This window comes from Streptomyces sp. NPDC026301 (genome assembly GCF_055567935.1).
The window spans coordinates 87,652-113,075 of the sequence record NZ_JBVHPN010000012.1; the positions used below are offsets into that span (position 1 = coordinate 87,652).

The window sequence follows — 25,424 nt, forward strand, 5'->3', positions numbered from 1 at the left end:
CTCACGCCGCCCTGGACCGCAGCGGGAGTTGCGGTCCGAGCGCGTACAGCAGCCGCTGCATCTCCGCGACCAGGCCGCCGAGCGAGACGGAGGAGTCCCCGTCCAGCTCCGGCAGCCAGTCCTTGAGCCGGCGGTGCGCCTCCCACGCGCGGTCCAGGTCCTCGGCCCGCCGGCCCTCGCGCTCCTCCTCCGGCCCCTCGTCGAGCAGGTACAGGTCGTCCTCGCAGACGTCCCCCGCCGCGTCCAGCACATCGGCGGCCAGGCCGAGCGCGCCGGGCGGCGGCGGGGCCAGGTCGTGCCGGTCGGGGGCCGCCTCACGCAGCGTCCGGGTGAGCGTCTTCAGGTGCTCGCTGATCCCGTCCCAGGTCTCGTCCCAGTCCGCCGACGGCGCCGGGCGGCCGCGGCGGCGCAGCCGGTAACCGGGGTTGAGGCGGTAGCTCTCCTGGTCCCAGCTGCGCGCGGTGTGCAGGTCGGTGACGGCGTTGGCGAGCCGCCGCGCCCGGTCCTGCCAGCCCTCGGCGTCCTCCGGGCCGTACCCCTCGTCGCCCGCCTCCCGCAGCCCGTCGGCGATGGTGTGCAGCAGGTCGGCGCTGTCCCGCGGCAGCGTGTAGAGCATGTGCCGCACGCTGCGGGCGTGCACCGGCGGGAAGACCAGGGCGTTCACCGCGATCCCGATGGCGGCGCCGATGACCGACTCCAGCAGCCGGTGCCCGATGTCGTACAGCGAGTACGAGCCGTACGCGAGCACGAACAGCGCCGTCGTGGACGCGTACATGCCCTGCCGCCCGAAGCGCGCGTAATTGCCGAGCAGGACGGTGAGCGGGAGGGCGAGCAGCATCGCGCCCATCTTGTTGCCGGTCAGTGTCGCCGCGCCCGCCGCGATGACCGTGCCGGCCGCGATCACCGCCAGCTGCTGCAGCCCGGACCGCACCGACCGGTAGACGGTGTGCTCCACCAGCACGACCGCCGTCCACGGGGCCATCAGCGCCATCGGCGCGCCCCACCACCAGCCCGTCACGGCCCAGGCGAGCGCGGCGGCGGCCGCCGCCTTGAGCGACTGCACCGCCGCGTCCCGCTCCGGCCCGGGGCCGGTCACCGCGCCGCGCGCGGCGCGCAGGACGGCGGCGGCCTCCCACCTGAGCCAGCGCCACCAGCCCATCAAGGCAGCGGGGTGCCGCCGGTGGCGTTCACGATCTCGGCGGTGATGAACGCGGCGTGCTCGGACGCGAGGAACACATAGGCGGGCGCCATCTCGGCGGGCTGCGCGGGGCGGCCCAGCGGCGCCTGCTTCCCGAACTCCACGGTGTCCGGCATCGTCGCCGGGATCAGCGGCGTCCACACCGGCCCCGGCGCGACGGCGTTCACGCGGATGCCGTCGGGCGCGAGCATCTGGGCGAGCCCCTGCGTGAAGGTGACGATGCCGCCCTTGGTCGTCGCGTAGTCCAGCAGGTGCGGGCTGGGCTTGTAGCCCTGTACGGACGTGGTGTTGATGATCGAGCCGCCCTTGGGCATGTGCGGCAGCGACATCTTGCACAGCCAGAACATCCCGTAGAGGTTGGTGCGCAGCACCCGGTCGAACTGCTCCGTGCTGATGGCCTGGATGCCGTCCGGCTGGGCCATCTGGTACGCCGCGTTGTTCACCAGGATGTCGATGCGGCCGAACTCCGCGACCGTCCGCTCCACGAGCTGCCGGCACGCGGACTCCTCGCGGATGTCGCAGGGGACCGCGACGGCCTTCCGGCCCGCCTCCTCGACCAGCCGGGAGGTCTCGCGGGCCTCGTCGGCCTCCTCGGGCAGATGGGTGAAGAGCACGTCGGCGCCCTCGCGCGCGAAGGCCAGCGCCACCGCGCGGCCGATGCCGGAGTCGCCGCCGGTCAGCAGCGCCTTGCGGTCCGTCAGCAGGCCGCTGCCGCGATAGGAGTCCTCACCGTGGTCCGGTGGCGGGTCCATCGGCCCGGTCCAGCCGGGATGCTCCTGTTCCTGCGCGGGGAAGTCGGGCTGCGGGTGCTTCTCCCTGGGGTTCTGCGGCTGCCCGCTCGGGGCGCCGCTCCCCGCGTCGTCGTGGTGGTCGTGGGGTTGCGCGGCCACTGATTCCTCCTGCTCCGCATTGACCATTGACCGGATGGGGTGACAGCCGTCCCCTTCGGCTGATCACCGGGTCCCCCGCCCGACGGGCCTCAATCCATCATCGGGTCGCCCGCGAAGATCGGCGACCCGGCACCCGGGCGGGCCGCGCGAACCGGCCGGGGCACATGGGTTTCCCCTCGCCCCTCGGCGGTACTCGGTGCGGCATGGACTTCCCGGCGGAGACGCCCGGACGGAGAAGCCCGACAGAGATGACTTCATGACGGACAAAGCGAAGACACCGGATGAAGGCGACCGCCGGGGCCCCGCGAAGGGCCTGGCACTGCCCGAGCTGATGCGCGCGGCGCGCGCCCAGCTCGCCGAGCTCACCGGACTGCAGCCCGAAACCGTGACCCGCTGCGAGCGGACCGGGGACGGCTGGCTCCTGGAAGCGGAAGTACTGGAGCTCGCCAGGGTGCCCGACACGATGAGTTTGATGGCGCTGTACGAGCTGACCCTCGATCAGGAGGGCGTGCTCACCGGGTACCGGCGTGTCGGCCGCTACGAACGCGCGAAAGGAAACCCGTAGAGATGACTGTGGTTCCCGCTCAACAAGAAGGAGGCGGCCGAGGAGGCGGCGGCACCAGCGGCCTGTACGACGTACTGGAGCTGGTGCTGGACCGCGGACTGGTGATCGACGCCTTCGTGCGTGTCTCCCTGGTCGGCATCGAGATCCTCAAGATCGACGTACGTGTCGTGGTGGCGAGCGTGGACACCTATCTGCGGTTCGCCGAGGCGTGCAACCGGCTGGACCTGGAGTCCGGCCCCAAGAAGGAGCCCGGACTGCCCGACCTGGTCGGCGAGATGACCGAGTCCGGCGCGCGCGGCAAGAGCAAGGGCGCGCTCTCGGGCGCGGCCGAGACCTTCGCCGACGCCATCGGGCAGGGCCGCGAAGCGGCCTCCGGCAGGTCCGGCGACGAAGAGCCGCAACGCCGGCCGCGGCGCACCGCCACCAGCTCCCGCAAGAAGGAGGAGAGCTGATGACCACCTACGTCTACGGCATCGCGCACGCCGACCACCCCACCCCCGAGCAGCAGGTACTGGGCGTCGGCGACCCGCCGCGCCCGGTGCGGATCATACGGGCCGGCGAACTGTCCGCCGTCGTCAGCGACTGCCCCGACGGGCTGCGCCCCAAGCGCCGCGACCTGCTGGCCCACCAGCACGTTCTCACCGAGACGGGCAGCGCGGGCGCGGTACTGCCACTGCGCTTCGGCTCGCTCTCGACGGACGACGACGCGGTGCGCGGTGCGCTCGGCGAACACACCGAGCACTACAAGGCACAGCTGGCCGAGCTGACCGGCCGGGTGGAGTACAACGTCAAGGCCGCGCACCGCGAGGAGGTCGTGCTGCGGCTCGTCGTCGACGACGAGTCGGAGGTGCGCCGCCTCACGGAGGCTTTGCAGGCGTCCGGCGGGGGCGGTTACCCCGAGCGGGTGCGGCTGGGCGAGCTGGTGGCCAACGCCGTACGGGCCCGCGAGGTGCGCGACGCGCACACGGTCGAGCGGGCCCTGGCACCGCTGGCGGAGCAGTCGGCGCCGGGCCCCGAGGGGACGGGCTGGCTGGTGAACCTCTCGTTCCTGCTGCCGCGGACGGACACCGCGCCCTTCACCGAGGCGGCGACGCGGCTCGCCGAGGAGCAGCCGCAGCTGGAGCTGCTGGTGAACGGCCCGCTGCCGCCGTACAGCTTCGTGCGCCCGGCCCAGCCGGCCGCCGAGCACGCGGGCCGGGACTGATGGGCCTGCTCAAGGAAGTACTGCTGCTGCCCGCCGCGCCGGTGCGCGGCACCGGGTGGGTACTGCGCCAGCTCGTCGCCGAGGCGGAGCGGCAGTACCACGACCCCGGGGTGATCCAGCACGAACTACGGGAATTGGCGCGGGAGTTGGACGACGGCCTGATCGACGAGGCGGAGTTCGACCGACGCGAGGACGCGCTGCTGGACCGGCTGGAAGCGACGCGGGAACAGTGGCTCCACGGACAGTGAGAAGGACGAGGAGACGGTTGGGATGAACAACCGGGCGGCACTGGCACTGGCCGTCGCCGGCGGATACGCACTGGGTCGCACGAAGAAGGCGAAGCTCGCCCTGAGCGTCGGCGGCATCGTACTGGGACGGCGGCTGCAGCTCGACCCGCAGCGGCTGCTGGGCCTGGTGGACGAGCGGCTGAAGGCCGACCCGCAGCTCGCGGAGTTGCGCGACCAGCTGCGCGACGACCTGGGCGGAGTGGGCCGCGCGGCGGCGGACGCGTTCGTCAGCCGCCGCATCGACGCGCTGGCGGACAGCCTGCACGCACGCACCGCGGGCGTCCAGGAACAGCTCACCGGCGGTACGGAGGAGACGCGGGCCGAGGACGAGGAGCCCGCCGAGGCGGAAGGGGCCGAAGAGGCGGACGAGGCTCCGGACGACGAGCGCGGCGCGGCCCCGAAGGGCCGGACGCAGCGAAAGAAGGCCACCGGCAAGTCGGCACCCGCGGCCCAGCGGGCCCGGCGCACTACGAAGACCGGGACGGCCAGGACAGGTACGGCCAAGGCGGGCACGGCCAAGAGCGGGCCCAGGAGCGCCGCCAAGCAGTCCGCCAAACCGTCCCCCAAGTCGTCCGGCAAGCAGTCCGGCCGGAGCCGGGAGCGTACCGATGGCTGACCCCAAGCAGCGCCTCAAGGAGAGCATCGCTCGCAGTCCGGCCACCGACCGGCTCAAGGAGGAGGCCGCCGCGTTCGCCGCGGCCCAGGCCCAGCGGCTGCTGATCGCCGGCGGCCGGAAGCTGGGCGCCGCGACCACCCGGCTGCAGGACATGGCCGAGGGCAACGGCCCCGGCCTCGCCCTCGGCCCCGGTCTCGGCCGGCTGGTCCGCGGCGGCAGGAGCGGCGGCACACGGAAGGGCACCGGGACCGGACGGTTCGTCACCGTCGTCGAGGACACGGACGTCGGGGTGCCGCTGCGTACCGCGTACGACCAGTGGACGCAGTTCCAGGAGTTCAGCTCCTTCGCCAAGGGCGTGCAGGACGTGGAGCGCACGGACGACACCACCTCCACCTGGCGCGCCAAGGTACTCTGGTCCAGCCGCAGTTGGGAGGCGACCGTCACCGAGCAGCTGCCGGACCGGCGCATCGCCTGGTCGGCACAGGGCGCGAAGGCGACCGTCAACGGCGTCGTCACCTTCCACGAGCTGACGCCGGACCTGACCCGCGTCCTGCTGGTCATCGAGTACTACCCGAAGGGCCTCTTCGAGCGGACCGGCAACCTGTGGCGCGCCCAGGGACGGCGGGCCCGGCTCGACCTGAAGCACTTCCGCCGCTTCGTGATGCTCCGCGGCGAGGCGACCGACGGCTGGCGCGGCGAGATCCGCGACGGCGAGGTCGTCGAGTCCCACGAGGACGCGGTCGCCCGCGAGGAGGACGAGGGCGCCGCCGACACGTACGAGGACGAGAGCGAAGACGAAGGCGAGGGTGACACCGGCGCGTACGAGGAGGAGGACGGGAACGAGGACGAGGCCGAGGGTGACGCCGAGGCGTACGAGGACGACGAGGACGACGAGGAAGCGGCCTACGAGGGCGAGGACGAGGAAGAGGAAGAACCCGCCGACGCATCCGAGCTCGAGCCCGAGCCGGAACAGGTGAGGTGAGCGCTTACCCCATGTCCTATCCCTCCCCCGGCGCCGGCGGCGGCGCCAACCTCGCCGACATCCTCGAACGCGTCCTGGACAGAGGCGTGGTGATCGTCGGTGACATCCGGATCAATCTGCTCGACATCGAACTGCTGACCATCAAACTGCGGCTGATCGTGGCTTCCGTGGAGCGCGCCGAGGAGATGGGCATCGACTGGTGGCGCGACGACCCGTCGCTGTCGTCCGGCGCCCGCCGCGAGGAACTGGCCCGGGAGAACGCCGAGTTGCGTGACCGGCTGGCCGCTCTGGAGAGCCGCCAGGACGGGGACGCCCTGGAGGAACGGAAGGAGGAGTCACCGTGAGCACGCGTCAGGACGGCCTGCTGACGTACGCCTACGCCGTCCTCCGCCGCGGCGCCCGGCCGCCCGCCGGCCTGCTCGGCATCGGGGACGCGCCCGTGCGCACCGTGGCCGAGGGGCCGCTGGCCGCGCTGGTGTCCGAGGTGCCCGCCGCGGAATTCGACCAGCCGGCGGTGCGCGACCGCCTGGAGGACCTGACGTGGCTGGAGGCGACCGCGCGGGCACACCGGCAGGTCGTGGACGAGACCGCGGCGGCGGTCGGCGTGCTGCCGCTGCGGCTGGTCACGGTGTACCGCGACGAGGACGCGGTCCGGGCCGCGCTGGCCGCGCACACCGAGCGGTTCGAGCGGCTGCTGACCCGGCTGGAAGGGCGGCTGGAGTGGGGCGTGAAGGCGTACGCCCAGCAGCCCCCGGACGACCGGAAGCCGGCCGCCGCCCCGCCGCCATCGCAGCGGCCGTCCGATGCTCCCCCGGCCGCTCCCCCGGCGCGGCAACGGCCCGCGGCCGAGGCGGAGTCCGGGCGGGAGTTCCTGCGGCGGCGGCTGCGGGACCGCAAGGCCGAGGACACCGCGCTGCAGGAGGCCGACAGCCTGGCCCGGGCGGTGCACGACGCCCTCGCGCGCACCGCCGAGCACAGCCGGCTGCACCGCCCGCAGGACGGCCGGCTCGCCGAGGCCGTCGCCGCGTCCGGCGCGCCCGACGCCGCCGGCCGGGCCCCGGCCGACGCCCGCCCCGCCGTCCAGCGCGGCCCGAACCTCCTCAACGGCGCGTACCTGGTACGCCGCGAGGCGGCCGGCGCGTTCGCCGAGCGGGTCGGCGAGCTGGCGGCCCGCTCCCCCGCCCTGCGGATCGAACTGACCGGCCCCTGGGCCCCGTACTCCTTCACCGACCTGCCGGACGACGATGCCGGAGGGAGCACCCGATGAGTACTCCCGCCGCCGGCCCGCAGGCCCCCGTCGCCCTGATCGACCTGCTCGACCGGCTGCTCGCCGGCGGCGTGGTGATCGCCGGCGACCTCACCCTGCGCATCGCGGACGTGGATCTCGTACGGGTCGACCTGCGCGCCCTGATCAGCTCGGTGAACGAGAACGTCCCGTCGCCGTTCGTCGAACTCGGCCCGGAAGAAGGGGTGGAGGCGGATCCGGTACGGGCGGAACCGGTAGGGGCGGAACCCGTACGTGTGGAGGAGGCGAGGCGGCCGTGAGCAGGCGCGTGGAACTGGACGAGGAGAGCGTCGAGCGGGACCTCGTACGGCTGGTGCTGACCGTCGTGGAGCTGCTGCACCAGCTCATGGAGCGGCAGGCGCTGCGCCGCGTCGACCAGGGCAATCTGTCCGAGGACCAGGAGGAGCGCATCGGTACGACGCTGATGCTGCTGGAACGCCGGATGGACGAGCTGTGCGCCCGCTACGACGTGGGCCGCAACGAACTCAACCTCGATCTGGGCCCCCTCGGCTCCCTCCTCCCGCGGGAGGAGGACCGGTAGACGCGGAACCGCAGTACGGCGGCCCCGCCGTGAGGGCGGGGCCGCCTATGGGTGTGGCGGTGGACGTTCCGGTGAAGGTCAGTGCTTGCCCATCGCCGCCCGCACCGCGTCCTTCGTGCGGTCGATCAGCGAGGCCACCGGGGTGACGAGGAGGTTCGCGGCCGCGGACTCGGCGCCCGGGTGCGGGTGGGTCGGCGCCACCGCCTCGGCGGCCTTGACCGCCTTGGCCAGCCCCTCCAGGCCGCGCTGGTCGGAGACCGCGCGCAGGTGGGTGAACTCGGACTTCTCCTCCGCCTCGGCGTGCGCCAGTATGTCCTGACGGACCGCCGTGAACCGGTCGTGGAACTCCGGCGAGTCGACGTCCATGTCCTCCAGCCGGCTCAGCGCCTCCTTGGCGCTCTTCTCTTCCGCCGTCCGGTCCTTGACCACCTGTTCGCCGCCCTCGACGTGGTCGCGGACGTAGGGGTGGACGACCTCTTCCTCGGCCGTCTCGTGCACGGCGAGCAGGCGCACCACGCGCTGGAACGCGTGCTTGCGCTCCTCACCCTTGTTGTTCACGACGTCTTCCAGGAGGCGGCGGATCTGCTGGTGCTGCTGTTCGAGCAGCTCCACGACGTCCTGCTGCTTCTCGGCCATGAGCGGGCCCCTCTCGTCTCGTCGTGCGGGACCCTCGCCGGGTACCCCGCCGACGGCCTCCCGAGACGGCGGGAACCGGCCTCGCGCGGCCCGGGGGCCGGTGTCCGAGCCCTCACACGGGGCCGCGGTCCGCGCCTGCCGCCGCCAGGTCGAAAGCGGAGTTGACCAGGGCGACATGGGTGAACGCCTGGGGCATGTTGCCCAGTTGGCGGCCGGCCGCGCCGTCCCACTCCTCGGCGAACAGGCCGAGGTCGTTGCCGAGCGCCAGGGTGCGCGCGAAGAGGGCGCGGGCCTCGGTGTGCCGGCCGGTGGCGAGCAGGGCGTCGGCGAGCCAGAACGAGCAGGCCAGGAAGGCGCCTTCGGTCCCGGGCAGCCCGTCGGCCGACACCCCGTCGGCGGGCCCGCCACCGGAGTAACGGCGCAGGAAACCGTCCTGGTCCAGTTCGGCGCGTACGGCGTCCACCGTACGGATCACGCGCGGGTCGTCCGGAGGCAGGAAGCCGGTCTTGACGATGAACAGCGTGGCGGCGTCCAGCTCCCGGCTGCCGTAGTGCTGTACGAAGACGCCGCGGTCCGCGTCGTATCCGCGCGCGCAGACGTCGGCGTGCACGGCGTCGCGCAGCGCCCGCCAGCGCGCGAGGGGCGCGGGCAGGCCGGTCTTCTCGGCGAGGCGTACCGCGCGGTCGGCGGCCACCCACGCCATGACCTTGGAGTGCACGAACTGACGGCGGCCGCAGCGCACTTCCCACAGGCCCTCGTCCGGCTCCCGCCAGCGCTGCTCCAGCGCGTCCATGAGGGTACGGAAGAGGGACCAGACGCGGCGTTCCATGGGGATGCCGGCCGCCTGCGCGAGGTACAGGGTGTCGGCCACCTCGCCGTAGACGTCCAACTGGAACTGGTCGACCGCGGCGTTGCCCAGCCGGACCGGGCCCGAGCCCTCGTAGCCGGGGAGCCAGGGCGCCGTGGATTCCGGCAGCCGGCGCTCGCCCGCCACGCCGTAGAGGATCTGCAGGTCCGCGGGGTCGCCCGCGATCGCGCGCACCAGCCAGCGCCGCCAGGCGGCCGCCTCCTCGTGGAAGCCGCCGCGCAGCAGTGCGGAGAGCGTCATGCTGGAGTCCCGCAGCCAGCAGAAGCGGTAGTCCCAGTTGCGCGGCGCGCCGATGGCCTCGGGCAGCGAGGTGGTGGGCGCGGCGACGATGCCGCCGGTCGGGCGGTAGGCGAGGGCCTTGAGGGTGATCAGCGAGCGGAGTACGTCGGGGCGCCACTCCCCCGCGTACCGGCAGGTCGCCGCCCAGCGCTGCCAGCCCTCCGTGGTCTCGCGCAGGGCGCGCTCGGGGTCGATGCCCTGGACGGTGCGCAGGTGCGAGGGCTGCCAGGTGAGGACGAAGGGGACCCGGTCGCCGGCCTTGACGGTGAACTCCGAGCAGGTGGCGCCGTCGGAGCCGAAGGTGTGCACGCCGGGCGGCACGCGCAGCCAGCCCGCGTCCGGGCCCGCGGTCGCGATGCGGTGGTGGCCGGTGCGGCGCACCCACGGCAGGACCCGGCCGTAGTTGAAGCGCAGCCGCAGCGCGCTGTACATCGGGACCTCGCCGGTCAGCCCCTCGACGATGCGGATCAGCCGGGGCGCCCGGTCGCGCGGGGGCATGAAGTCCAGGACGCGGACCGTGCCCTCGGGGGTCTCCCAGAGCGATTCCAGGACGAGGGTGTCGCCGGTGTAGCCGCGGCGGGTGCAGGGCGGGTCCGTGCCGGCCGGGGCGATCCGCCAGTGGCCGTGCCCGTCGGTGCCGAGGAGGCCGGCGAAGGCGGCGGGCGAGTCGAAGCGGGGCAGGCAGAGCCAGTCGACGGAGCCGTCCCTGCCGACCAGGGCGGCCGTCTCCAGGTCGCCGATGATCCCGTAGTCCTCGATGCGTGCGGGCATGGTTTGTCCATTCTCGGGCGGGCCCCGCCGACCTCGCGAGCCGCGGACGCCTGTACGCGGCGGACGGCGCACCCGCTTGCACGCCCATGGCCCCGAGATGAGAATTGTGGAGAGCCCTGAGGCTGGATTCCCCGCCGGGTGCGGAAGGGGTCGGTGATGCAGCGGTCTTCGTCGAGGTCTGCGTCGTGGGTGCCGCCGGGAACGGATCTGGACCGCCCGAACGCCGCCCGGATGTACGACTTCTTCCTGGGCGGCTCGCACAACTTCCCCGCCGACCGCGAAATGGCCCGGCAGGCCATCTCCCTCTGGCCCGACCTGCCGATGATCATGCGGAGCAACCGGGCGTTCCTGCGCCGCGCGGTGCAGTATCTGGCCGGTGAGGGCATCACCCGCTTCCTCGACCTGGGCTCGGGCATCCCCACCTTCGGCGCGGTGCACGAGGTCGCGCAGGGGGTACGCCCGGAGGCCCGGGTGGTGTACGTGGACGTGGACCCGGTCGCCGTCGCGCACAGCAGGCTGCTGGTGCGGGAGGACCCGCACGTCGAGGTCGTCGAGGCGGACGTGCGGGACCCGCACGGCCTGCTCGCCCGGCCTTCCGTCGCGGAGTTGCTGCGTCCGGGTGAGCCGGTGGCGGTACTGCTGGTCGCGGTGCTGCACTTCGTACCGGACGAGGCGGACCCGCCCGGCATCGTCGCCGCGCTGCGGGACGCGCTGCCGCCGGGCAGTGCGCTGGCCCTCTCCCACGCGTCGCTGGAGGGCCGCCCCGACCAGGCGGGCCCGCACCAGGCGCTGTACGCCCGCACCCGCATGCCGCTCACCATGCGCTCCCGGGCGCAGATCACCGCGTACTTCAAGGGCTTCGAGCTCGTCGAGCCGGGCGTGGTGTACCTGCCCGAGTGGCGGCCCGAGACGCCGGAAACGGTGGGGCCGCATCCGGAGCGGATGACCGGCCTGGCCGGCGTGGGGCGTCGTCCGTGAGTGCTGCGGAGCCGGACCGCGGGGCGTCCGGGCGTTTCGAGGAGTCCTGGTCCGCGCTGCTGCGGGAAGGGCTGGGGCTCACCGTGCAACCCGGTGCGCGGCAGCAGCTCACCGCCCGCACCGTCGAACTGCTGCGCCGGTCCTGGCAGGGCGGCCCGGTGTCCACGGGCGCGGCCGAGGAGGCCGGGGCGCTGCTGGTCGACGCGCACTACACCGACCCCTCGGTGCTGGCCCGCGCGGTCGAGCTGCTGCACGCGCACGCGGTACCGCAGGACCGCGGGCCCGTCGTGGCCGGCGCCTTCGCCGCCGGGTGGGCGGCGGCGCTGCGCGAGCGGACGCTGCGGGACCAGGAAGAGATCCGGGCCGCCGCCGACACCGCGCGGCAGGCGGCCGAGCGGTCCCTGCGGGAGACCGAGGCCCGCTTCCGCGCGCTGTTCGAGAACGCCCCGATCGGCATCGGCATCGGCGATCTGCAGGGCAACATCCTGGAGGTCAACCGGGCGATGCTGGACATCTTCGGCGGCCGCGTGGAGGAGCTGCGCGGCCGCCGGATCACCGATCTGGTGCACCCGGAGGACGAGCCGGGCACCTGGCAGGCGTACGACGCGCTGATCCGGGGCGAGCGGGAGCGCTTCGAGTGCACCAAGCCGTACTACCGGCGGGACGGCGAGGTGGTCTGGACCCATCTGACGTGCTCGCTGATCCGCGACGAGGAGCTGGTGCCGCACTACCAGGTGGCGCTGCTGGAGGACATCACCGACCGGTACCGGCTGGAGGAGCGGCTGCGCCACCAGGCCACCCACGACGCGCTGACCGGGCTGCCCAACCGGGCGGCCTTCATCGAGCGCCTCGAACGGCTCTTCCGGGCGCCCCGCGCCAACGCCCGGTTCGGGATCTGCTACCTCGACCTGGACGGCTTCAAGTTCGTCAACGACAGCCTGGGGCACGCGGCCGGTGACGAGCTGCTCGTCGCGGTCGCGCGGCGCCTGGAGACCGCGATGACGCCGCTGGGGCATCTCGTGGCGCGGCTGGGCGGCGACGAGTTCGTGGTGCTGCTGGAGCGCTCCCGGGGGCAGCAGGACGCCGTGACGGTGGCGAAGGCCGCGCTGGCGGCGCTGTCCACGCCGATACCGGTCGCCGACCGCCGGCTGTCGGTGCGGGCCAGCGTGGGCGTGCTGGAGCGGTCGGTGGCCACGACCACGCCGGAGGCCGCGGTGCGCGCCGCCGACCTGACGCTGTACCGGGCCAAGGAGGCGGGCCGCGGCCGGTGGACGCTCTTCGACCCGGGGCACCACGCGCGCGAGGTGACCCGCTACGCGGTGTCGGTGCGGATGCCGGTGGCGCTGGAGCGGGGCGAGTTCTTCCTGGACTACCAGCCGCTGTGCACGCTGTCGGACGGCTCGCTGACCGCCGTGGAGGCGCTCGTACGGTGGCGGCACCCGGACTTCGGCGTGCTGAGCCCGGACGATTTCATCGCCACCGCCGAGCAGACCGGGATGATCATGCGGCTGGGCCGCTGGGTCCTGGAGGAGGCGTGCGGGCAGGCGGCGGAGTGGGTCCGCCGGTTCGGGCCCGCGGCCCCGCAGATGAATGTCAACGTCTCCGTCCACCAGGCCAGGGACGCCCGGCTCGCGGCCGACATCGGCCGGGTGCTGCGCTCCACCGGGCTGGACCCGACGCGGCTCCAGCTGGAGATCACCGAGAGCGCCGTGATGCGGTCCGACGACGACTCGATGCCGACGCTGCGCAGCCTCGCGGACACCGGTATCACGCTCGCGGTGGACGACTTCGGCACCGGCTGGTCACCGCTGGGGTACCTCGGCGAACTCCCGGTCTCGGGGCTGAAGATCGCCGGGTCGTTCGTCGCGGACACCCACCGGTCGGGGGCCGCCGCGCAGCGGAGCTGGCGGGTCATCGGGGGGCTGGTCTCGCTGGCGCGGGCGCTCGGCCTGAAGGTGACGGCGGAGGGCGTGGAGGCGGCGGCCGAAGCCGAGCGGCTGCGGGCCATGGGGTGCGACTGGGGCCAGGGCTGGCACTTCGGCCGGCCGGCGCGGCCCGGCGAGATCACCCGCCGGATCACCGAGGAACTGCAGCGCGCGGCCCCGCAGGAAGACGACGAATATTACGGTTAGTGACCACCGAGGGTCTCTTCCACGATAATTCAGGCGATTCGCCCGCTTTGCCTTGACTCTCGGTAAGGGTGCTGCGAGTCTGAAGTCCTGGCTCCGCTTCTCGGGGCGGAGCGGACCGCTCTCCAGCGGACCGCACAGGCCAGTCCCGGCGCCGTCTTCCGGCGCCCCGGAGGCACCGGCGGCAGGGATGTCCCGCCGCACCCAGCGCCCTCCCCTCCCCCGAGGCCGTGCCCGGGCCGGCACCGCCGGCCCCGCCACCGCCTCTTCACCCGGGCCACGCCCGACGGCAGCGCAAGCCTGCCACCGCCCGCTCCGGGCCCGGCCCCCGCGCCTCATCAGGAGAGGCCGTCACCTCATGAGCACACCTCTGCACCCCGCCCTGTCCTCAAGCAGCCGTACGCACACCACGCCCGGCGCGCGGCCGATGCGCCGCTCGACCGACGTCCGCCCCGTACGGGCCACCGTCAGCCTCGTCGTCCCGGCCCGCAACGAAGCCCGCAACATCTCCTGGGTACTGGAGCGCATCCCGCGCTGCGTGGACGAAGTGATCCTGGTCGACGGCGCCTCCAGCGACGCGACCCTGCGGATGGCCGAGCAGTCCCTGCCCACCGTGCGCAGCGTGCAGCAGCGCGGCAGCGGCAAGGGGAACGCGCTGCGCACCGGCTTCGAGGCCGCCACCGGCGCGTACATCGTGACGCTGGACGCGGACGGCAGCATGTCGCCCGACGAGATCCCGCACTTCGTCCATTTCCTCGACAACGGCTACGACTTCGTCAAGGGTTCCCGCTATGTCGCCGGCGGCGGCTCGCTGGGCCTCACCTATGTGCGGTCCGCCGGGAACCTGGCGCTCCTGGCCGTCGTCAACCGCCTGTACCACGCCCGGCTCACCGACCTCTGCTACGGATTCTGTGCCTTCCGGCGCGACTTCCTGGACGAACTCGACCTGCACGCCGCCGGTTTCGAGATCGAGGCGGAGATGATCGCCCACGCGCTCCGCTCCGGCCTGCGCATCGCCGAGGTCCCCAGCCTGGAGCTGCCCCGCCGCAGCGGGCGCTCGCACCTGCGCGCCGTGTCCGACGGCCGCCGGATGCTGCGCACCCTGATCTCCGAGCGCCCCGGCGCCCGGTACGCTTCCCCGCCGGCCGAGGGGGAATGATGCACGGCTTCGGCCGGCGCGCCGCGACGGCCTGCCCCTGGATCGCCGCCCGCTACTCGCTGGACACCCGCGTGCACGTCGTCGAATGTGACCTGACCTCGCCCGGTGAGCCGCGCTCGCCGGACAGCTCGGGGGCCGACGATGTGGACGGGCGCGTGTTGGCGTTGGTGCGGCTGCACGGGCACCCGCTCGGTCTGGTGCACGCCACCGGCACCCCCGGCAACCGGGCCGGGCACCGCCGGGCGTCGGCCGCTGCCGCCTTCTACGAACCGTCCGCCCCGAGGGGCCACCGAATCCCTGAGGAATTGGGTCCGGCGCCGCCTCCCGCCCCGGAAGGGGGCCCGCCATGACCACGTGCCCTGACCCGGTGCCGGTCTTCCTGTACCACTCGGTGTCCGACGATCCGCCCCCCTGGATCGCCCCCTTCACCGTCACCCCCCGCGTCTTCGCCGAACAGCTGGACCGGATCGTCGACAGCGGCCGTACCGTGATCCCGCTGGAGCGGCTGGTCGCGGCGGTGCGCGGCGGCCCGCCGCTGCCGCCCCGGTGCGCCGTCCTCACCTTCGACGACGGGTTCGCCGACTTCTACTGGACGGTCCTCCCGCAGCTCACCGAGCGGGAGCTGCCCGCCACCCTGTACATCACCACGGGCGCCGTGCACGCGCCGGGCGGCTCCCCCGGCGGCAGCCTGCTGCCGCCGGCCCCGATGCTGAACTGGCGCCAGGTCATCACGCTCGACGCCTGCGGCATCGGCATCGGCGGGCACAGCCGCACCCACGCGCAGCTGGACACGCTGCCGCGGCGGCGGCTGTGCGCCGAGATCTCGGGCTGCAAACGCCGCATCGAGGACGTCCTGGGGCACCCGGTTTCCGCGTTCGCCTACCCGCACGGCTACTCCAGCCCGCTGGTTCGCCGCGCGGTCGGCGCGGCCGGCTGGACCTCGGCCGCGGCGGCGCTGGGAGCCTTCAGCTCACCCGCCGACGACCCGTTCCGCATCGCCCGGCTGATGGTCATGGCCGATACCCCGCCGGACCTCTTCCGCCGGTGGGCCGAGGGCCGCGGCGCCCGCGTCGCCCCCTTCCGCGAACCCCTCCGCGCCAGGGCCTGGCACCTCTACCGCCGCACCCGCGCCACCCTCGCCCACCCCACCGGCCTGCCCTTCCCACCCCAGCGCTTCCCCTAGGAGCGCCGCCGTGGCTCCCAACTACACATAAGGAGGAAATAAGCGCAAGATGGCCCTAGCGGCGCTTGCCGCATCAGCGGGCAGGGCCGCAGAGAACGAAGGAGACGAGTCTGATGGCAGACGTCTCACACACCAGAGGCGATATCGCCAGTCACCCTGATGTTCCCGAGATGCGGGACAGGTACGCCCGCATGCTCGGCGGTCGCGATGTGGCGCTCGTGGACGGACCGGTCTTCCTCGTCGGTCTGTACTGCGCCGTCTCGCCCTGGATCCTCCACTTCACCGCGAACCAGCCCGCCCTGGTGACCCACAACCTCATCCTGGGCATCGCCATCGGCCTGATGGCGCTCGGCTTCACCACTACACCGGAGCGGATGTACGGCCTGAGCTGGGCCATGTCCGCCATCGGCGTGTGGCTGATCGTTTCGCCGTGGATCGTCGGCAGCAGCCCCGACGCCGGAGTGGTCGTCAACAACATCATCGTCGGCGCCCTGACCGCCCTGCTCGGGCTCGTCTGTGTGGGCGCGGCCGCGAGGAGCGGCAAGCGGGCGTAGCCGCCGACGGGAGACCGGAGAAAGGAAGGCCCCACAGCGCAACACCGGACAGGCCGGCCGGCCCCAGCGGGCCGGCCGGGAGCCGTCCGCAGGCCCCACCGCCCCCGCCCCACGCATGATTCGGCCGCCCCCGGCTACTCGCCTCCGCACCACCCGGCGGCAGGCGCCGGGTGGACGATTTCGGGGAGGGGCGTGCGATGACACTGAATCCGGATCCGGATTCCACCGTTTTCGTGGAGGCCGGGGTAGTGGTGCTGGACTGCGCGGAGCCGGAGCCGGTCGCGGAGTTCTACGCGAAGCTGATCGGCGCCGAACTGCCGGCGGAGCTGGGCGTCGAACTCATCGAGATCGCCGGCAACCAGGGAACGCGGATGGCGTTCCGGCGGGACCACGGCGCGGCGCCGCCCGCCTGGCCCCGGCCCCACGACTCCCAGCAGGCCCATCTGCACCTGCTGGTGCCCAAGGACCGCATGGACGACGTGGAACGCCAGGTGATCGACTACGGCGGACACCCGATGGAGTCCGAGCGGAAGGAAGGCATCGAGAAGGTACGCATCTTCGGGGACCCCGGAGGCCATTCCTTCGCGCTGCGCTCCGTCTGACCGCCCGCCGCGCCGCTCCCGCGTGCGCCACCCGTGCCGGTGCGCGACAGTGACACCAGCGGCAGTTGACACCAGCGGCCATCAGCAGGAAGGGGTTGCCGTGCAGGGCGAGCGAGGACTGTCGACGTACGAGAGCAAGCGCGACTTCGAGCGGACCCGTGAGCCGCGGGGCAAGGAGGCCGGCGGGCCGCCGCCCGCCGACGGCGGCGACCCGGTCTTCGTGGTGCAGATCCACGACGCCTCGACCATGCACTTCGACTTCCGGCTGGAGGTCGACGGCGTACTGAAGTCCTGGTCCGTCCCGAAGGGCCCCTCCACCGACCCGCACGACAAACGGCTGGCGATGCCGACCGAGGACCACCCCATGGAGTACCGCGAGTTCGAAGGCGTGATCCCGAAGGGCGAGTACGGCGGCGGCACGGTGATCGTGTGGGACCAGGGCACGTACCGCCCGCTCCCGCCCAAGAAGCGCAAGGACCGCGACGCCACCTTCGCCGAGCGGCTGGAGCACGGGCACGCCACGTTCTGGATGGACGGCGAGAAGCTGCGCGGCGGCTACGCGCTCACCCGCTTCCGCACGGCGGAGTCCGAGGGCCGGGAGTCCTGGCTGCTGGTGAAGGAGAACGACGAGCGGGCCGGGCAGCGCGGCACACCGGACCCGCGCCGGGCCAAGTCCGCGCGCAGCGGGCGGACGCTCGGCCAGGTCGCGGCCGACGAGAGCGCCGACGAGGGCAAGGAGCGCTGAGCGTGGCGGGGCTGCTGGAGTCGCTGCCCGGCGAAGAACGACGGCTGCTGGCCGACGCGCCCTCGGGCGAACAGCTGGCAGCCCACCCCATGCTCGCCGTGCTCTCCGACCGCCGGGACTTCGACGAGGGCTGGATCTTCGAACGCAAGCTGGACGGCGTCCGGGCGCTGGCCGTACGCGACGGAACCCGCACCCGGCTGCTGTCCCGTACCGGCCGGACCGTGAACGACACCTACCCCGAGATCGCCGACGCGCTGGCCGCCCAGAGCGCCCGCGACTTCGCCGTGGACGGCGAGATCGTCGCGTTCTCGCAGGGCCGCACCGAATTCTCCCGGCTCCAGCAGCGAATGGGCATCACCGACCCCGCGCAGGCCCGCGCCAGCTCGGTGGCGGTGACGTACTACGTCTTCGACCTGCTGCGGCTGGACGGCAAGGACCTCACCCGGCTGCCGCTGCGCACCCGCAAGTCCCTGCTCCGCCGCAGCCTGCGCTTCGTCTCCCCGCTGCGCTTCACCCCGCACCGCAACGAGGGCGGGCCGCAGCGGCTGGCCGACGCCTGCGAGCGGGGCTGGGAGGGACTGATCGCCAAGCGCGCCGACGGTCCCTACGTGCCACGCCGCTCCTCCGACTGGCTGAAGCTGAAGTGCGCGCGCGGCCAGGAGTTCGTCATCGGCGGCTTCACCGAGCCGGCCGGCAGCCGCGTCGGTTTCGGCGCGCTGCTGCTGGGTTACTACGCGGACGGCACGCTGCGGTACGCGGGCAAGGTCGGCACCGGCTACGACCGAGCCGCGCTGCACCGCATCCGCGGGCTGCTGGACGAACTGGGGACGGACCGCTCGCCGTTCGCGGCCCCGGTACGGGAGCGCGCCGCGCACTGGGTGCGCCCCGAGCTGGTCGCCGAGGTCGGCTTCACGGAGTGGACCCGGGACGGGATGCTGCGCCACCCGCGGTTCCTGGGCCTGCGGGACGACAAGGAGCCGTCGGAGGTGGTGCGGGAGGAGCCGCGCGAGGCCGCCTGACGCCGGGCCCCACGGCTTACGAGCCGTACGCGTACGCCTCGGACCGTGTCGTACGCGTACACCTCAGCACGCCTCACTGCCGCCGCTGTCCGGTCCCTCCTCCACCACCGTGGTCACATGGGCGTGGATCTCCTTGGTGATCTCCGTCAGCGGCAGCACCTTGTCCACCTCGCCGGTGCGGATCGCCGCGCCCGGCATCCCGAAGTGCGCCGACGTCGCCTCGTCCTGGGCGAGGGCCCGGCCGCCGCAGCAGGCGACCGCGCGGATGCCGGACTGGGCGTCCGTGCCGACGCCGGTGAGGACCACCGCCAGCGCCCGCGGCCCGCAGGTCACGGCCAGGGTCGCCAGCATCATGTCCGCCGTCGGCCGCGGCGGCACCGCGCGCTCGCCGACGGCGATCAGCCCGATGCGGTTGTCGCTGACCACCAGCAGATGGTGGCCGGGCGGGGTGACCAGCACCGTGCCTTGCTCCATGGTGTCCCCGTCGCGGGCGGAGCGGACCGTCAGCCGACAGCGGGCGTCGAGCAGCTGCGGCAGCCTGTTGGGACGGTCGGGCTGCTGGTGCTGGGCCACCAGGACCGCCGCCGGCAGATCGGCGGGCAGCGGCCCGAGCACCTGGAACAGCGCGTTGAGCCCGCCGGCCGAGGACGCGAGCGCGACGACCGGGAACCTGGCCTCGGGTCCGAGGCCGGGCTCCCCGTCGAATTTCGAGACGTACGACGTCATGGCTGCCGCCTGCTCGCGTCGCCCGGTCAGCGGACGCCGGTGACGACGAAACCGCCGCGTACCGTCGAGGGAACGCGGTGCAGCGGCACCGTCAGGTCCTGCTCCGGCACCCGGTACTCCAGCCGTGCCAGCAGGGGTACGAGGGTCTGGAGCAGCGCGAGCACGATGTCCTCGCCCGGGCAGCGGTGGCCGCTGGAGACCTCGCCGCCGCCCTGCGGGATGAGGTCGTCGCGGCCCGGCTCGGCGTCCGTGAAGCGCGTGGGGTCGAAGGTGTACGGGCGTGGCCACAGGTCGGGGTCGTGGTTCTGGCCGTAGACGTCGAGCAGGACCATCGTGCCGGCCCCGATGCGCTCGCCCTGCCACTCCAGGTCGCGTGCGGCCAGCCCGCCGAGGAACGGCACGAAGGGGTAGAAGCGGCGTACCTCGTGGGCGAAGCCGCGGGCGTACCCGGCGTCGCCCTTGGCGAGCGGCGCGCGGTGCTCGGGCCAGCGGTGCAGGGCGTGCGCGGCGAACGTGAGGAACCAGGCGACCGCGACGGTCGGCCGGATGACGTTGAGCACCTCGACGGCGGCCGTGTGCGCGTCGAGCGGGGAGCCGTCCACCTCGAGGTGCCGGGCCACCTCCGTCAGCGCCGAACCGGTCGGCCGGCCCGACGCCTCGTGCTCCGGCCCGGCCCGCCGGATGTCCTCGATGCGGCGCGCCAGCCGCTCCTCCTGGCGGCCGCGCGCACGGCGGGCCCGCCAGTGGCGCGGCCCCGGCGTCGCGAAGCCGTCCACCATCGCCACCAGGTCGTCGGCCATCTCCTGCGCGCCGTCGTCGTCGAGCGCGATGCCCGCCCAGTCGCAAACCGCGCGGGTGAGCAGCAGCGCGAACGCGTCGAAGAGGACGACGCGCGGGCGGCCGGCCCAGTCGGCGCGGGCCCGCTCCCATTCGGCGGCCGCGCGCTCGGTCAGGTCGGCGATGCCCTCCTCGTCCTTGAGCAGGTGCACGAAGAGGGCCTTGCGCACCCGGTGCCGGTCGCCGTCGAGGGTGTGCACCGCGCCGCGGCCGAAGAGCGTGTCGAGCACCGGGCCCGGCAGCGCGTCACGGCGGTGGATGTGGCTCTCGTCGTAGAAGAACCGCACGGCATCCGGGCCGTGCAGCGCGATCGCCGGCTTTCCCAGCAGCCGGGTGCGGACCGGTGCGCCGCCGTTGCGGCGCCTGCGGTCGGGCAGCCACGCGTACCCCTCCAGGAGCAGCGGCACGGTGCTGTCGGACAGGGACGACAAAGACACCCCCACAGCGCTCAGTCCTCCTCGGGCCGCGCGGACCCCTGCCGCTTCGCGCGCGGCGGCCGGGTGCGGGCGGGCTCGTCCGGGTCGGGCCGGGTACCGGCCTTCGCGCGCTCGCCCTCGTCGACGGACTCCTGGGCGTCCAGGCTGGTGGTCAGGGGGTCCCCGCTCTCGCCGGCCACGTGCCGCCGCTGTTCGGGGCCGGCGACGCGCGTCTCGGCGTCCTCGAACTCGGCCAGCACCTCCTTCGCCGCCGTGTCCCGGCTCCGGGGGTCGCCCCGGCCCGCGCCCTTGGCGGCGCTGCGCCCGTTCTCGCCCTGCTCGTTCTTCCGGGTCATAACGCTCCGTTCCGTCCTTCCGGGACTCTCTTCCGGGGACTGCACGAGATTCCACGGGTGCCCCGCCGAACGGGCCTCAACTCATGATGGTGCGCCAACTCATATCCGGCATCACGGACAAGGTCATTCCTCCTCCTCCACCCGGGCGAAGAGGCTGTCGTCGAGCCGGGCCAGCAGGTCGGCCGGGTCCGCGTACACCTCCGAGGCGCCGGCCTTCTCCAAATCGGCCCGCGGGATGCCGCCGCACAGCAGGGCGACCGCGCCGACCCCGGCCCGGCTCGCGGCCTGCATGTCCCACACCGAGTCCCCCACGAACACCGCCTGCTCCGCCGCCACCCCGGCCAGCTTCCTGGCGTGTTCCACCGGCTCGGGCGCGGGCTTGCCCTCGCTGACGTCGTCCGCGCTCGCGGTGTCCACGATGGCGTCGTCGGCGTCGATGGCCCGGCGCAGCGCGCCCAGCTCGTGCCCGCCGGCCGAGGTGACCAGCACGTTCCGCCAGCCGCGTGCCGCCAGGGCGCGCAGCAGCTCGCCCGCGGCGTCCATCGCGGGCAGCCGCTCGAAGTACGTGGCGTACAGCGTCTTGTGCCCGGCGCTGATGTCCGCGTCCTGCCCGGTGTCCCGGTCCTCCCCCAGTACATGGGCGATCAGATCGCTCGACGGGCGTCCGAGCGCGTGGTGGATGGCGGTCATCGGCACGTGATGCCCGCGCTGCCGGAACGCCTCCCACCACGCCGTGACGTGGAGGTGGTTGGTGTCGGCGAGCGTGCCGTCGACGTCGAACAGTGCCGCGCGTGCCATGACTGTGCCTTTCCGTCCGGGACGTACGGCGTACGGAGTACCCGTCACAGCGGCACCGACTACCCCGGCCCCCGGCCGAACGGGTGAACGCTCAGGCCACCGGCTGCGTGCGGAGCGGCAGACCCGTGTAGTTCTCGGCCAGTTCGGCGGCGGCGTGCGGGGACGTCGCGATGCGGTCGAGCTGGGAGAGCTGGAGGCGGGTCTCGAAGGGGGACTGGTCGGGTGCGGTGTGGAGGGTGGTGGTCATGAAGTACGAGAAGTGCTCGGCGCGCCAGACGCGGCGCAGGCAGGTGTCGGAGTAGGAGTCCAGGAGGTCCGTGGCGCCGGTGGCGTGCCAGTGGGTCAGCGCGCGGGCCAGGACGATGACGTCGGCGGCGGCGAGGTTGAGGCCCTTGGCGCCGGTGGGCGGCACGATGTGCGCGGCGTCGCCGGCCAGCAGGACCCGGCCGTACGCCATCGGTTCGGTGACGTGGCTGCGCATCGGGAGGACCGACTTGCTCGTGATCCGGCCGCGCTTGAGGCGCCAGCTGGGGTCGGCGTCGAGGGCGAAGCGGGCGTCGAGCTCGTCCCAGATGCGGTCGTCGGACCAGTCGGCGGGGTCGGTGCCGTTGGGGACCTGGAGGTAGTGCCGGCTGACCGCCGGGGACCGCATGCTGGCCAGCGCGAAGCCGCGGTCGGAGTGGGCGTAGATCAGCTCGTCGGCGGCGGGCGGCGCGTCGGCGAGGATGCCGAGCCAGGAGTACGGGTACACGCGCTCGTACGTGGTGCGCAGGTGCTCCGGTACGGCGTTGCGGGCGACGCCGTGGAAGCCGTCGCAGCCGACGACGTAGTCGCAGGTGAGGGTCTGTTCCTTGCCCTCGTGGGTGTAGCGGATCAGCGGGCGGTCGGTGTCGGCGCCCTCCACGGAGTGCACGTCCGCTTCGAAGAGCAGCGGGCCGCCCTCGGCGAGCTGGAGCGCGATGAGGTCCTTGACGACCTCGGTCTGCGCGTACACCGTCACCCGGCGCCCGTCGGCGAGGGAGGGGAAGTCGACGCGGTGGGCGCGCCGGTCGAAGCGCAGCTCGATGCCGTCGTGGACCATGCCCTCCGCGTCCAGCCGCGCCCCGGCCCCGCACGCACGCAGCGCGTCCACGGTGGCCTGTTCGAGGATTCCGGCGCGCTGGCGCTGCTCCACGTAGGCGCGGTCGCGGCGCTCCAGCAGGACGCTGTCGATGCCGGCGGTGTGCAGCAGGCGGGCGAGCAGCAGGCCGGAGGGGCCGCCGCCGATGATCCCGACGGTGGTGTGCATGTGGTGTCTCCTCGTCGTCGAGGACGGTGCGGTATCGGTTCGAGTACCGCTCCTTGTGGCGGATGTTCGCGTAGTGAAATAATGTTCACGACCGCATGGCCATGAGTCTGCGCCCGCCCCGTACGCCTGTCAACGGTTTGATCATGGGCGATTACGGTGTACTGGAGATCCACGACGGAGAGCCGATGCCACCGACCGAGACCACGATGCCGCCCGCCGCCGGCGAGGTACCGGCCGAGGCCGTGACGCCGCTGCTGCGCGGCATCGCCGTGCTGCGCCGGCTCACCGACGCCGACGGCACGCTGAGCCTGAGCGAGCTGGAGCGCGCCACCGGCCTCGCCCGCTCCACCGTCGACCGGGTGACCGCGACCCTCGCCCGCATGGGCTTCGTGCGCCTGGACGGCCGGGACGCCACGCTCACCCCGCGCGTCATGGCGCTGGGCAACGCCTACCTCGCCGCGCTGCGGCTGCCCGGGCTGCTCGGCGGGCACGCCGACGCGCTCGCCGACGCGCTGGACGAGTCGGTGTCCCTCGCGGTCCCCGACCGGGACGGCATCCGCTTCCTGCACCAGGCGACCCGGCGCCGCGCGATGTCCCTCAGCTTCCGCATCGGCGACCTGCTGCCGGCCGAGCGCACGGCGCCGGGCGCGCTGTTCGCCGCGGAGTGGACCGAGGCGGAGTGGGCGCGCTGGCGGGAGCGCCGGGCCGCCGACCCGGAGGACCGCGGCTTTCCTGCGGTACCGCCGCGTGACGCCGCACGGGCCGCGGCGGAAGGCGACCTCTTCGAGGAGCTTGCACGGCAGGCGCGCGAACAGGGGTGGGCGCTGGACGACCAGCTGATCGAGCCGGGGCTGGTCGCGCTGGCTGTGCCGGTACGCGCCCCGGAGGGGTCGGTCAGGTGCGCGGTGAGCGTGGTGAGCCACACCAGCCGGCACAGCGCCGCCTCGCTGCGGGACACGCTGCTGCCCCGGCTGCGGGAGACCGTGGACGGCATGGAGCGGGAGCTGCGGCGGGCGCGGGAGACGCCGGCGGAGGCGGCCGTCCCGCCGCCCGCACCGCTCGCCGCCTGGACGGCCGCCTCCAAGCAGGAACTGGGCCGGGAGTTCATCGAGTCGCTGGCCCGCGGCCTGACCGTGCTGACGGCGTTCGGCGCCGGGCGCGCCGAGCTGACGCTGTCAGCGGCCGCCGAGGCCACCGGGCTGGCGCGGGCCACGGCCCGCCGGGCCCTGATCACCCTGGAACACCTGGGGTACGTCACCTCCGAAGGGCGCGCCTTCCGGCTCACCCCGCGGGTGCTGGCACTCGGCTATCCCCCGCTCTCCCGTACGTCGCTCCCCCGGATCGCCGCGCCGCACCTCGCCACGCTCGCGGCGCGCGTGCACGATTCGGCGTCCCTGGCCGTGCTCGCGGGCGACGACATCCAGTACACGGCGCGGGTCGCCACCACCCGCGTGATGAGCGTCAACATCACCACCGGCACCCGGCTGCCCGCGTATGCCACCGCGCTCGGCCGGGTGATGCTGGCCGGCCTGCCGCCCGCCGAGCGGTCCGCACGGCTCGCGCGCACCGAAGCGCAGCCGCTGACCCCGCGGACGGTCACCGATCCCGCCGAACTCGCCGCCGTACTGGACCGGGTGGCCGGTCAGGGCTACGCACTGGTGGAGGAGGAGCTGGAGGAGGGCCTCCGCTCGATCGCCGTACCGGTCCGCGACGGCACGGGCGAGGTCGTCGCGGCGGTGAACGTCGCGATGCACACCGTCCGCCGCAGCGCGGAGGACTGCGTCACCGACGTCCTGCCGGAGCTGCGCGCCGCGGTGTCCGGCATCGAGGCGGACCTGCACATCGCGGGCCGCTTCGCACCCATCCCGACGACTTAAAGCCCCTCGTCCCGCTGCGCCACCCGCAGCAGCAGCGCGTGCAGCGTGTCGCGCTCCTCTTCCGACAGCGGGCCGGTCAGTTCGTCGGTGACGCGGTGGCTGGCCTCGTCGGTGTCCCGGAGGTACGTACGGCCGGCCTCGGCCAGTACGACGATGCGGCGGCGCCGGTCGGCGGGGGCCGGGCGGCGCTCGACGAGGCGGAGCCGTTCGAGGTCGTCGACGAGTCCGACGATGGCGCTCGGGTCGTACCCCAGCCGCTCGCTCAGCTCCCGCTGCGGTGCGCCCTCGACGGTGGCGAGGTAGCGCAGCAGGGCGTAGTGGCGCAGCCGGAGCCCGGACTCCTCCAGGGCCGCGTTGAAGAGCTGTCCGGAGCGCAGGCCCAGCCGGTAGAGCAGGTATCCGGTGTCGGCGTGCAGCCCCCGCATCCACGGCTCGTCGGCGTCGACGGGCCTGGCCTCGGCGGTGGGCGTTCCCTGGGGGGTCATGGCGCTCCCTGTTCGGTGCCCCGCGGGCGGGGCGGTCTCTCCGGCTCTCCATCTCACCAGCGGTCCCAGCATGCCGCACTTTCGATTACGAGAACAACCATTGACGTCAACAATGATTGGTCTTAGCTTCGATCTCGGCGGGGCCGCGAG

General features: G+C 73.5%; 30 protein-coding genes. 20 read left to right on the top strand and 10 right to left on the bottom strand.

Translation table 11 applies throughout. From position 1 onward, the window contains the following. Position 1: 1 nt before the first annotated feature. Positions 2-1,159: an FUSC family protein gene (locus tag ACZ4MH_RS21915; RefSeq protein WP_467754645.1), complete on the bottom strand. Its 1,158-nt coding sequence runs from the start codon at positions 1,157-1,159 to the stop codon at positions 2-4. Beyond that, the gene (locus tag ACZ4MH_RS21920) at positions 1,159-2,088 is read right to left on the bottom strand and encodes an SDR family oxidoreductase (protein WP_351601746.1); all 930 of its coding nucleotides are present in this window, start codon (positions 2,086-2,088) and stop codon (positions 1,159-1,161) included. The genes ACZ4MH_RS21915 and ACZ4MH_RS21920 overlap by 1 nt, the downstream gene beginning before the upstream one ends. Positions 2,089-2,344: 256 nt before the next feature. Here ACZ4MH_RS21920 and ACZ4MH_RS21925 point away from each other — a divergent pair, with 256 nt between their 5' ends. Genes ACZ4MH_RS21925 through ACZ4MH_RS21970 form a run of 10 tightly spaced genes read left to right on the top strand, consistent with a single transcriptional unit; the run spans position 2,345 to position 7,568 of the window. After that, on the top strand, positions 2,345-2,653 hold the full coding sequence (locus tag ACZ4MH_RS21925; protein WP_351601749.1) for a gas vesicle protein GvpO: 309 nt from the start codon (positions 2,345-2,347) through the stop codon (positions 2,651-2,653). 2 nt (positions 2,654-2,655) lie between these two features. Beyond that, complete coding sequence (locus ACZ4MH_RS21930) at positions 2,656-3,105, top strand: gas vesicle structural protein GvpA (RefSeq protein ID WP_351601752.1); 450 nt, start codon at positions 2,656-2,658, stop codon at positions 3,103-3,105. After that, a complete protein-coding gene (locus tag ACZ4MH_RS21935) occupies positions 3,105-3,857 on the top strand; it encodes a GvpL/GvpF family gas vesicle protein (protein ID WP_351601755.1) in 753 nt (250 codons plus the stop codon). The genes ACZ4MH_RS21930 and ACZ4MH_RS21935 overlap by 1 nt, the downstream gene beginning before the upstream one ends. After that, complete coding sequence (locus tag ACZ4MH_RS21940; RefSeq protein ID WP_351601758.1) at positions 3,857-4,105, top strand: gas vesicle protein GvpG; 249 nt, start codon at positions 3,857-3,859, stop codon at positions 4,103-4,105. The genes ACZ4MH_RS21935 and ACZ4MH_RS21940 overlap by 1 nt, the downstream gene beginning before the upstream one ends. A gap of 22 nt (positions 4,106-4,127) precedes the next feature. Next, complete coding sequence (locus ACZ4MH_RS21945; RefSeq protein WP_351601761.1) at positions 4,128-4,760, top strand: DNA primase; 633 nt, start codon at positions 4,128-4,130, stop codon at positions 4,758-4,760. After that, on the top strand, positions 4,753-5,742 hold the full coding sequence (locus tag ACZ4MH_RS21950) for an SRPBCC family protein (RefSeq protein WP_351601764.1): 990 nt from the start codon (positions 4,753-4,755) through the stop codon (positions 5,740-5,742). Before ACZ4MH_RS21945 ends, ACZ4MH_RS21950 begins: the two co-directional genes overlap by 8 nt. A gap of 11 nt (positions 5,743-5,753) precedes the next feature. Continuing rightward, positions 5,754-6,086: a gas vesicle protein gene (locus ACZ4MH_RS21955; protein WP_351601766.1), complete on the top strand. Its 333-nt coding sequence runs from the start codon at positions 5,754-5,756 to the stop codon at positions 6,084-6,086. Then, on the top strand, positions 6,083-7,009 hold the full coding sequence (locus ACZ4MH_RS21960) for a GvpL/GvpF family gas vesicle protein (RefSeq protein WP_467754646.1): 927 nt from the start codon (positions 6,083-6,085) through the stop codon (positions 7,007-7,009). Before ACZ4MH_RS21955 ends, ACZ4MH_RS21960 begins: the two co-directional genes overlap by 4 nt. Continuing rightward, positions 7,006-7,287, top strand: a complete 282-nt coding sequence (locus ACZ4MH_RS21965) for a gas vesicle protein (RefSeq protein WP_351596758.1) — start codon at positions 7,006-7,008, stop codon at positions 7,285-7,287. The genes ACZ4MH_RS21960 and ACZ4MH_RS21965 overlap by 4 nt, the downstream gene beginning before the upstream one ends. Next, a complete protein-coding gene (locus ACZ4MH_RS21970) occupies positions 7,284-7,568 on the top strand; it encodes a gas vesicle protein K (RefSeq protein WP_351596761.1) in 285 nt (94 codons plus the stop codon). Before ACZ4MH_RS21965 ends, ACZ4MH_RS21970 begins: the two co-directional genes overlap by 4 nt. A gap of 78 nt (positions 7,569-7,646) precedes the next feature. Here ACZ4MH_RS21970 and ACZ4MH_RS21975 read toward each other — a convergent pair whose 3' ends face one another. Both ACZ4MH_RS21975 and ACZ4MH_RS21980 read right to left on the bottom strand, forming a co-directional pair. Continuing rightward, on the bottom strand, positions 7,647-8,204 hold the full coding sequence (locus ACZ4MH_RS21975; RefSeq protein ID WP_351596764.1) for a hemerythrin domain-containing protein: 558 nt from the start codon (positions 8,202-8,204) through the stop codon (positions 7,647-7,649). Between the two features lie 112 nt (positions 8,205-8,316). Then, entirely contained in the window at positions 8,317-10,122 is a 1,806-nt protein-coding gene (locus ACZ4MH_RS21980) for a glycoside hydrolase family 15 protein (RefSeq protein ID WP_351596767.1), read from the bottom strand. A 156-nt stretch (positions 10,123-10,278) separates the two neighbouring features. On the opposite strand from ACZ4MH_RS21980, the gene ACZ4MH_RS21985 reads away from it, so the two are divergent. The 9 genes from ACZ4MH_RS21985 (at position 10,279) to ligD (ending at position 18,491) form a co-directional block, all read left to right on the top strand. Further along, positions 10,279-11,100 (top strand): SAM-dependent methyltransferase, encoded by an 822-nt coding sequence (locus tag ACZ4MH_RS21985; RefSeq protein WP_351596770.1) that lies wholly within the window; start codon positions 10,279-10,281, stop codon positions 11,098-11,100. Then, positions 11,097-13,232, top strand: coding sequence for a putative bifunctional diguanylate cyclase/phosphodiesterase (locus ACZ4MH_RS21990; RefSeq protein ID WP_351596773.1), 2,136 nt, complete (start codon positions 11,097-11,099; stop codon positions 13,230-13,232). Before ACZ4MH_RS21985 ends, ACZ4MH_RS21990 begins: the two co-directional genes overlap by 4 nt. Before the next feature lie 355 nt (positions 13,233-13,587). After that, positions 13,588-14,388, top strand: coding sequence for a glycosyltransferase family 2 protein (locus tag ACZ4MH_RS21995; RefSeq protein WP_351596776.1), 801 nt, complete (start codon positions 13,588-13,590; stop codon positions 14,386-14,388). Then, entirely contained in the window at positions 14,388-14,738 is a 351-nt protein-coding gene (locus tag ACZ4MH_RS22000; RefSeq protein ID WP_351596779.1) for a hypothetical protein, read from the top strand. Before ACZ4MH_RS21995 ends, ACZ4MH_RS22000 begins: the two co-directional genes overlap by 1 nt. After that, positions 14,735-15,571: a polysaccharide deacetylase family protein gene (locus tag ACZ4MH_RS22005; RefSeq protein ID WP_351596782.1), complete on the top strand. Its 837-nt coding sequence runs from the start codon at positions 14,735-14,737 to the stop codon at positions 15,569-15,571. Before ACZ4MH_RS22000 ends, ACZ4MH_RS22005 begins: the two co-directional genes overlap by 4 nt. Before the next feature lie 113 nt (positions 15,572-15,684). Continuing rightward, the gene (locus ACZ4MH_RS22010; RefSeq protein WP_351596785.1) at positions 15,685-16,125 is read left to right on the top strand and encodes an SPW repeat protein; all 441 of its coding nucleotides are present in this window, start codon (positions 15,685-15,687) and stop codon (positions 16,123-16,125) included. Between the two features lie 197 nt (positions 16,126-16,322). Further along, a complete protein-coding gene (locus ACZ4MH_RS22015; RefSeq protein WP_351596788.1) occupies positions 16,323-16,727 on the top strand; it encodes a VOC family protein in 405 nt (134 codons plus the stop codon). A 100-nt stretch (positions 16,728-16,827) separates the two neighbouring features. Then, positions 16,828-17,472: a DNA polymerase ligase N-terminal domain-containing protein gene (locus ACZ4MH_RS22020; RefSeq protein WP_351596791.1), complete on the top strand. Its 645-nt coding sequence runs from the start codon at positions 16,828-16,830 to the stop codon at positions 17,470-17,472. 2 nt (positions 17,473-17,474) lie between these two features. Then, positions 17,475-18,491 carry a non-homologous end-joining DNA ligase gene (gene ligD, locus ACZ4MH_RS22025; protein ID WP_351596794.1) on the top strand — a complete coding sequence of 339 codons (1,017 nt, stop codon included), beginning with the start codon at positions 17,475-17,477 and terminating at the stop codon, positions 18,489-18,491. Between the two features lie 63 nt (positions 18,492-18,554). Here the strand turns inward: ligD and ACZ4MH_RS22030 are convergent, their stop codons facing one another. The 5 genes from ACZ4MH_RS22030 to ACZ4MH_RS22050 all read right to left on the bottom strand — a co-directional run bounded on the left by ACZ4MH_RS22030 (position 18,555) and on the right by ACZ4MH_RS22050 (position 22,912). Further along, positions 18,555-19,217 carry a chemotaxis protein CheB gene (locus ACZ4MH_RS22030; protein WP_351596797.1) on the bottom strand — a complete coding sequence of 221 codons (663 nt, stop codon included), beginning with the start codon at positions 19,215-19,217 and terminating at the stop codon, positions 18,555-18,557. Positions 19,218-19,243: 26 nt separating this feature from the next. After that, positions 19,244-20,476: a cytochrome P450 gene (locus ACZ4MH_RS22035; protein WP_351596838.1), complete on the bottom strand. Its 1,233-nt coding sequence runs from the start codon at positions 20,474-20,476 to the stop codon at positions 19,244-19,246. Positions 20,477-20,502: 26 nt separating this feature from the next. Further along, a complete protein-coding gene (locus ACZ4MH_RS22040) occupies positions 20,503-20,826 on the bottom strand; it encodes a hypothetical protein (protein WP_351596799.1) in 324 nt (107 codons plus the stop codon). A 123-nt stretch (positions 20,827-20,949) separates the two neighbouring features. Further along, entirely contained in the window at positions 20,950-21,624 is a 675-nt protein-coding gene (locus tag ACZ4MH_RS22045) for an HAD family hydrolase (RefSeq protein ID WP_351596802.1), read from the bottom strand. 91 nt (positions 21,625-21,715) lie between these two features. After that, positions 21,716-22,912, bottom strand: coding sequence for a 4-hydroxybenzoate 3-monooxygenase (locus ACZ4MH_RS22050; RefSeq protein WP_351596805.1), 1,197 nt, complete (start codon positions 22,910-22,912; stop codon positions 21,716-21,718). Between the two features lie 185 nt (positions 22,913-23,097). Between ACZ4MH_RS22050 and ACZ4MH_RS22055 the strand changes: the two genes are divergently transcribed. Then, the gene (locus ACZ4MH_RS22055; protein ID WP_351596840.1) at positions 23,098-24,789 is read left to right on the top strand and encodes an IclR family transcriptional regulator domain-containing protein; all 1,692 of its coding nucleotides are present in this window, start codon (positions 23,098-23,100) and stop codon (positions 24,787-24,789) included. Here the strand turns inward: ACZ4MH_RS22055 and ACZ4MH_RS22060 are convergent. Next, entirely contained in the window at positions 24,786-25,274 is a 489-nt protein-coding gene (locus ACZ4MH_RS22060; protein WP_351596808.1) for a MarR family winged helix-turn-helix transcriptional regulator, read from the bottom strand. The genes ACZ4MH_RS22055 and ACZ4MH_RS22060 overlap by 4 nt on opposite strands. Positions 25,275-25,424 lie beyond the last annotated feature (150 nt).

Coding starts and splice junctions, on each gene's coding strand:
- ACZ4MH_RS22055 (WP_351596840.1), top strand. CDS start 23,098: ATGCCACCGACCGAGACCACGATGCCGCCCGCCGCCGGCGAGGTACCG.
- ACZ4MH_RS22015 (WP_351596788.1), top strand. CDS start 16,323: ATGACACTGAATCCGGATCCGGATTCCACCGTTTTCGTGGAGGCCGGG.
- ACZ4MH_RS22060 (WP_351596808.1), bottom strand. CDS start 25,274: ATGACCCCCCAGGGAACGCCCACCGCCGAGGCCAGGCCCGTCGACGCC.
- ACZ4MH_RS21975 (WP_351596764.1), bottom strand. CDS start 8,204: ATGGCCGAGAAGCAGCAGGACGTCGTGGAGCTGCTCGAACAGCAGCAC.
- ACZ4MH_RS21950 (WP_351601764.1), top strand. CDS start 4,753: ATGGCTGACCCCAAGCAGCGCCTCAAGGAGAGCATCGCTCGCAGTCCG.
- ACZ4MH_RS21935 (WP_351601755.1), top strand. CDS start 3,105: ATGACCACCTACGTCTACGGCATCGCGCACGCCGACCACCCCACCCCC.
- ACZ4MH_RS21965 (WP_351596758.1), top strand. CDS start 7,006: ATGAGTACTCCCGCCGCCGGCCCGCAGGCCCCCGTCGCCCTGATCGAC.
- ACZ4MH_RS22040 (WP_351596799.1), bottom strand. CDS start 20,826: ATGACCCGGAAGAACGAGCAGGGCGAGAACGGGCGCAGCGCCGCCAAG.
- ACZ4MH_RS22005 (WP_351596782.1), top strand. CDS start 14,735: ATGACCACGTGCCCTGACCCGGTGCCGGTCTTCCTGTACCACTCGGTG.
- ACZ4MH_RS21945 (WP_351601761.1), top strand. CDS start 4,128: ATGAACAACCGGGCGGCACTGGCACTGGCCGTCGCCGGCGGATACGCA.
- ACZ4MH_RS22000 (WP_351596779.1), top strand. CDS start 14,388: ATGCACGGCTTCGGCCGGCGCGCCGCGACGGCCTGCCCCTGGATCGCC.
- ACZ4MH_RS21930 (WP_351601752.1), top strand. CDS start 2,656: ATGACTGTGGTTCCCGCTCAACAAGAAGGAGGCGGCCGAGGAGGCGGC.
- ACZ4MH_RS22030 (WP_351596797.1), bottom strand. CDS start 19,217: ATGACGTCGTACGTCTCGAAATTCGACGGGGAGCCCGGCCTCGGACCC.
- ACZ4MH_RS21940 (WP_351601758.1), top strand. CDS start 3,857: ATGGGCCTGCTCAAGGAAGTACTGCTGCTGCCCGCCGCGCCGGTGCGC.
- ACZ4MH_RS21995 (WP_351596776.1), top strand. CDS start 13,588: ATGAGCACACCTCTGCACCCCGCCCTGTCCTCAAGCAGCCGTACGCAC.
- ACZ4MH_RS22045 (WP_351596802.1), bottom strand. CDS start 21,624: ATGGCACGCGCGGCACTGTTCGACGTCGACGGCACGCTCGCCGACACC.
- ACZ4MH_RS21925 (WP_351601749.1), top strand. CDS start 2,345: ATGACGGACAAAGCGAAGACACCGGATGAAGGCGACCGCCGGGGCCCC.
- ACZ4MH_RS21980 (WP_351596767.1), bottom strand. CDS start 10,122: ATGCCCGCACGCATCGAGGACTACGGGATCATCGGCGACCTGGAGACG.
- ACZ4MH_RS21915 (WP_467754645.1), bottom strand. CDS start 1,159: ATGGGCTGGTGGCGCTGGCTCAGGTGGGAGGCCGCCGCCGTCCTGCGC.
- ACZ4MH_RS21985 (WP_351596770.1), top strand. CDS start 10,279: ATGCAGCGGTCTTCGTCGAGGTCTGCGTCGTGGGTGCCGCCGGGAACG.
- ACZ4MH_RS21955 (WP_351601766.1), top strand. CDS start 5,754: ATGTCCTATCCCTCCCCCGGCGCCGGCGGCGGCGCCAACCTCGCCGAC.
- ACZ4MH_RS22050 (WP_351596805.1), bottom strand. CDS start 22,912: ATGCACACCACCGTCGGGATCATCGGCGGCGGCCCCTCCGGCCTGCTG.
- ACZ4MH_RS22010 (WP_351596785.1), top strand. CDS start 15,685: ATGGCAGACGTCTCACACACCAGAGGCGATATCGCCAGTCACCCTGAT.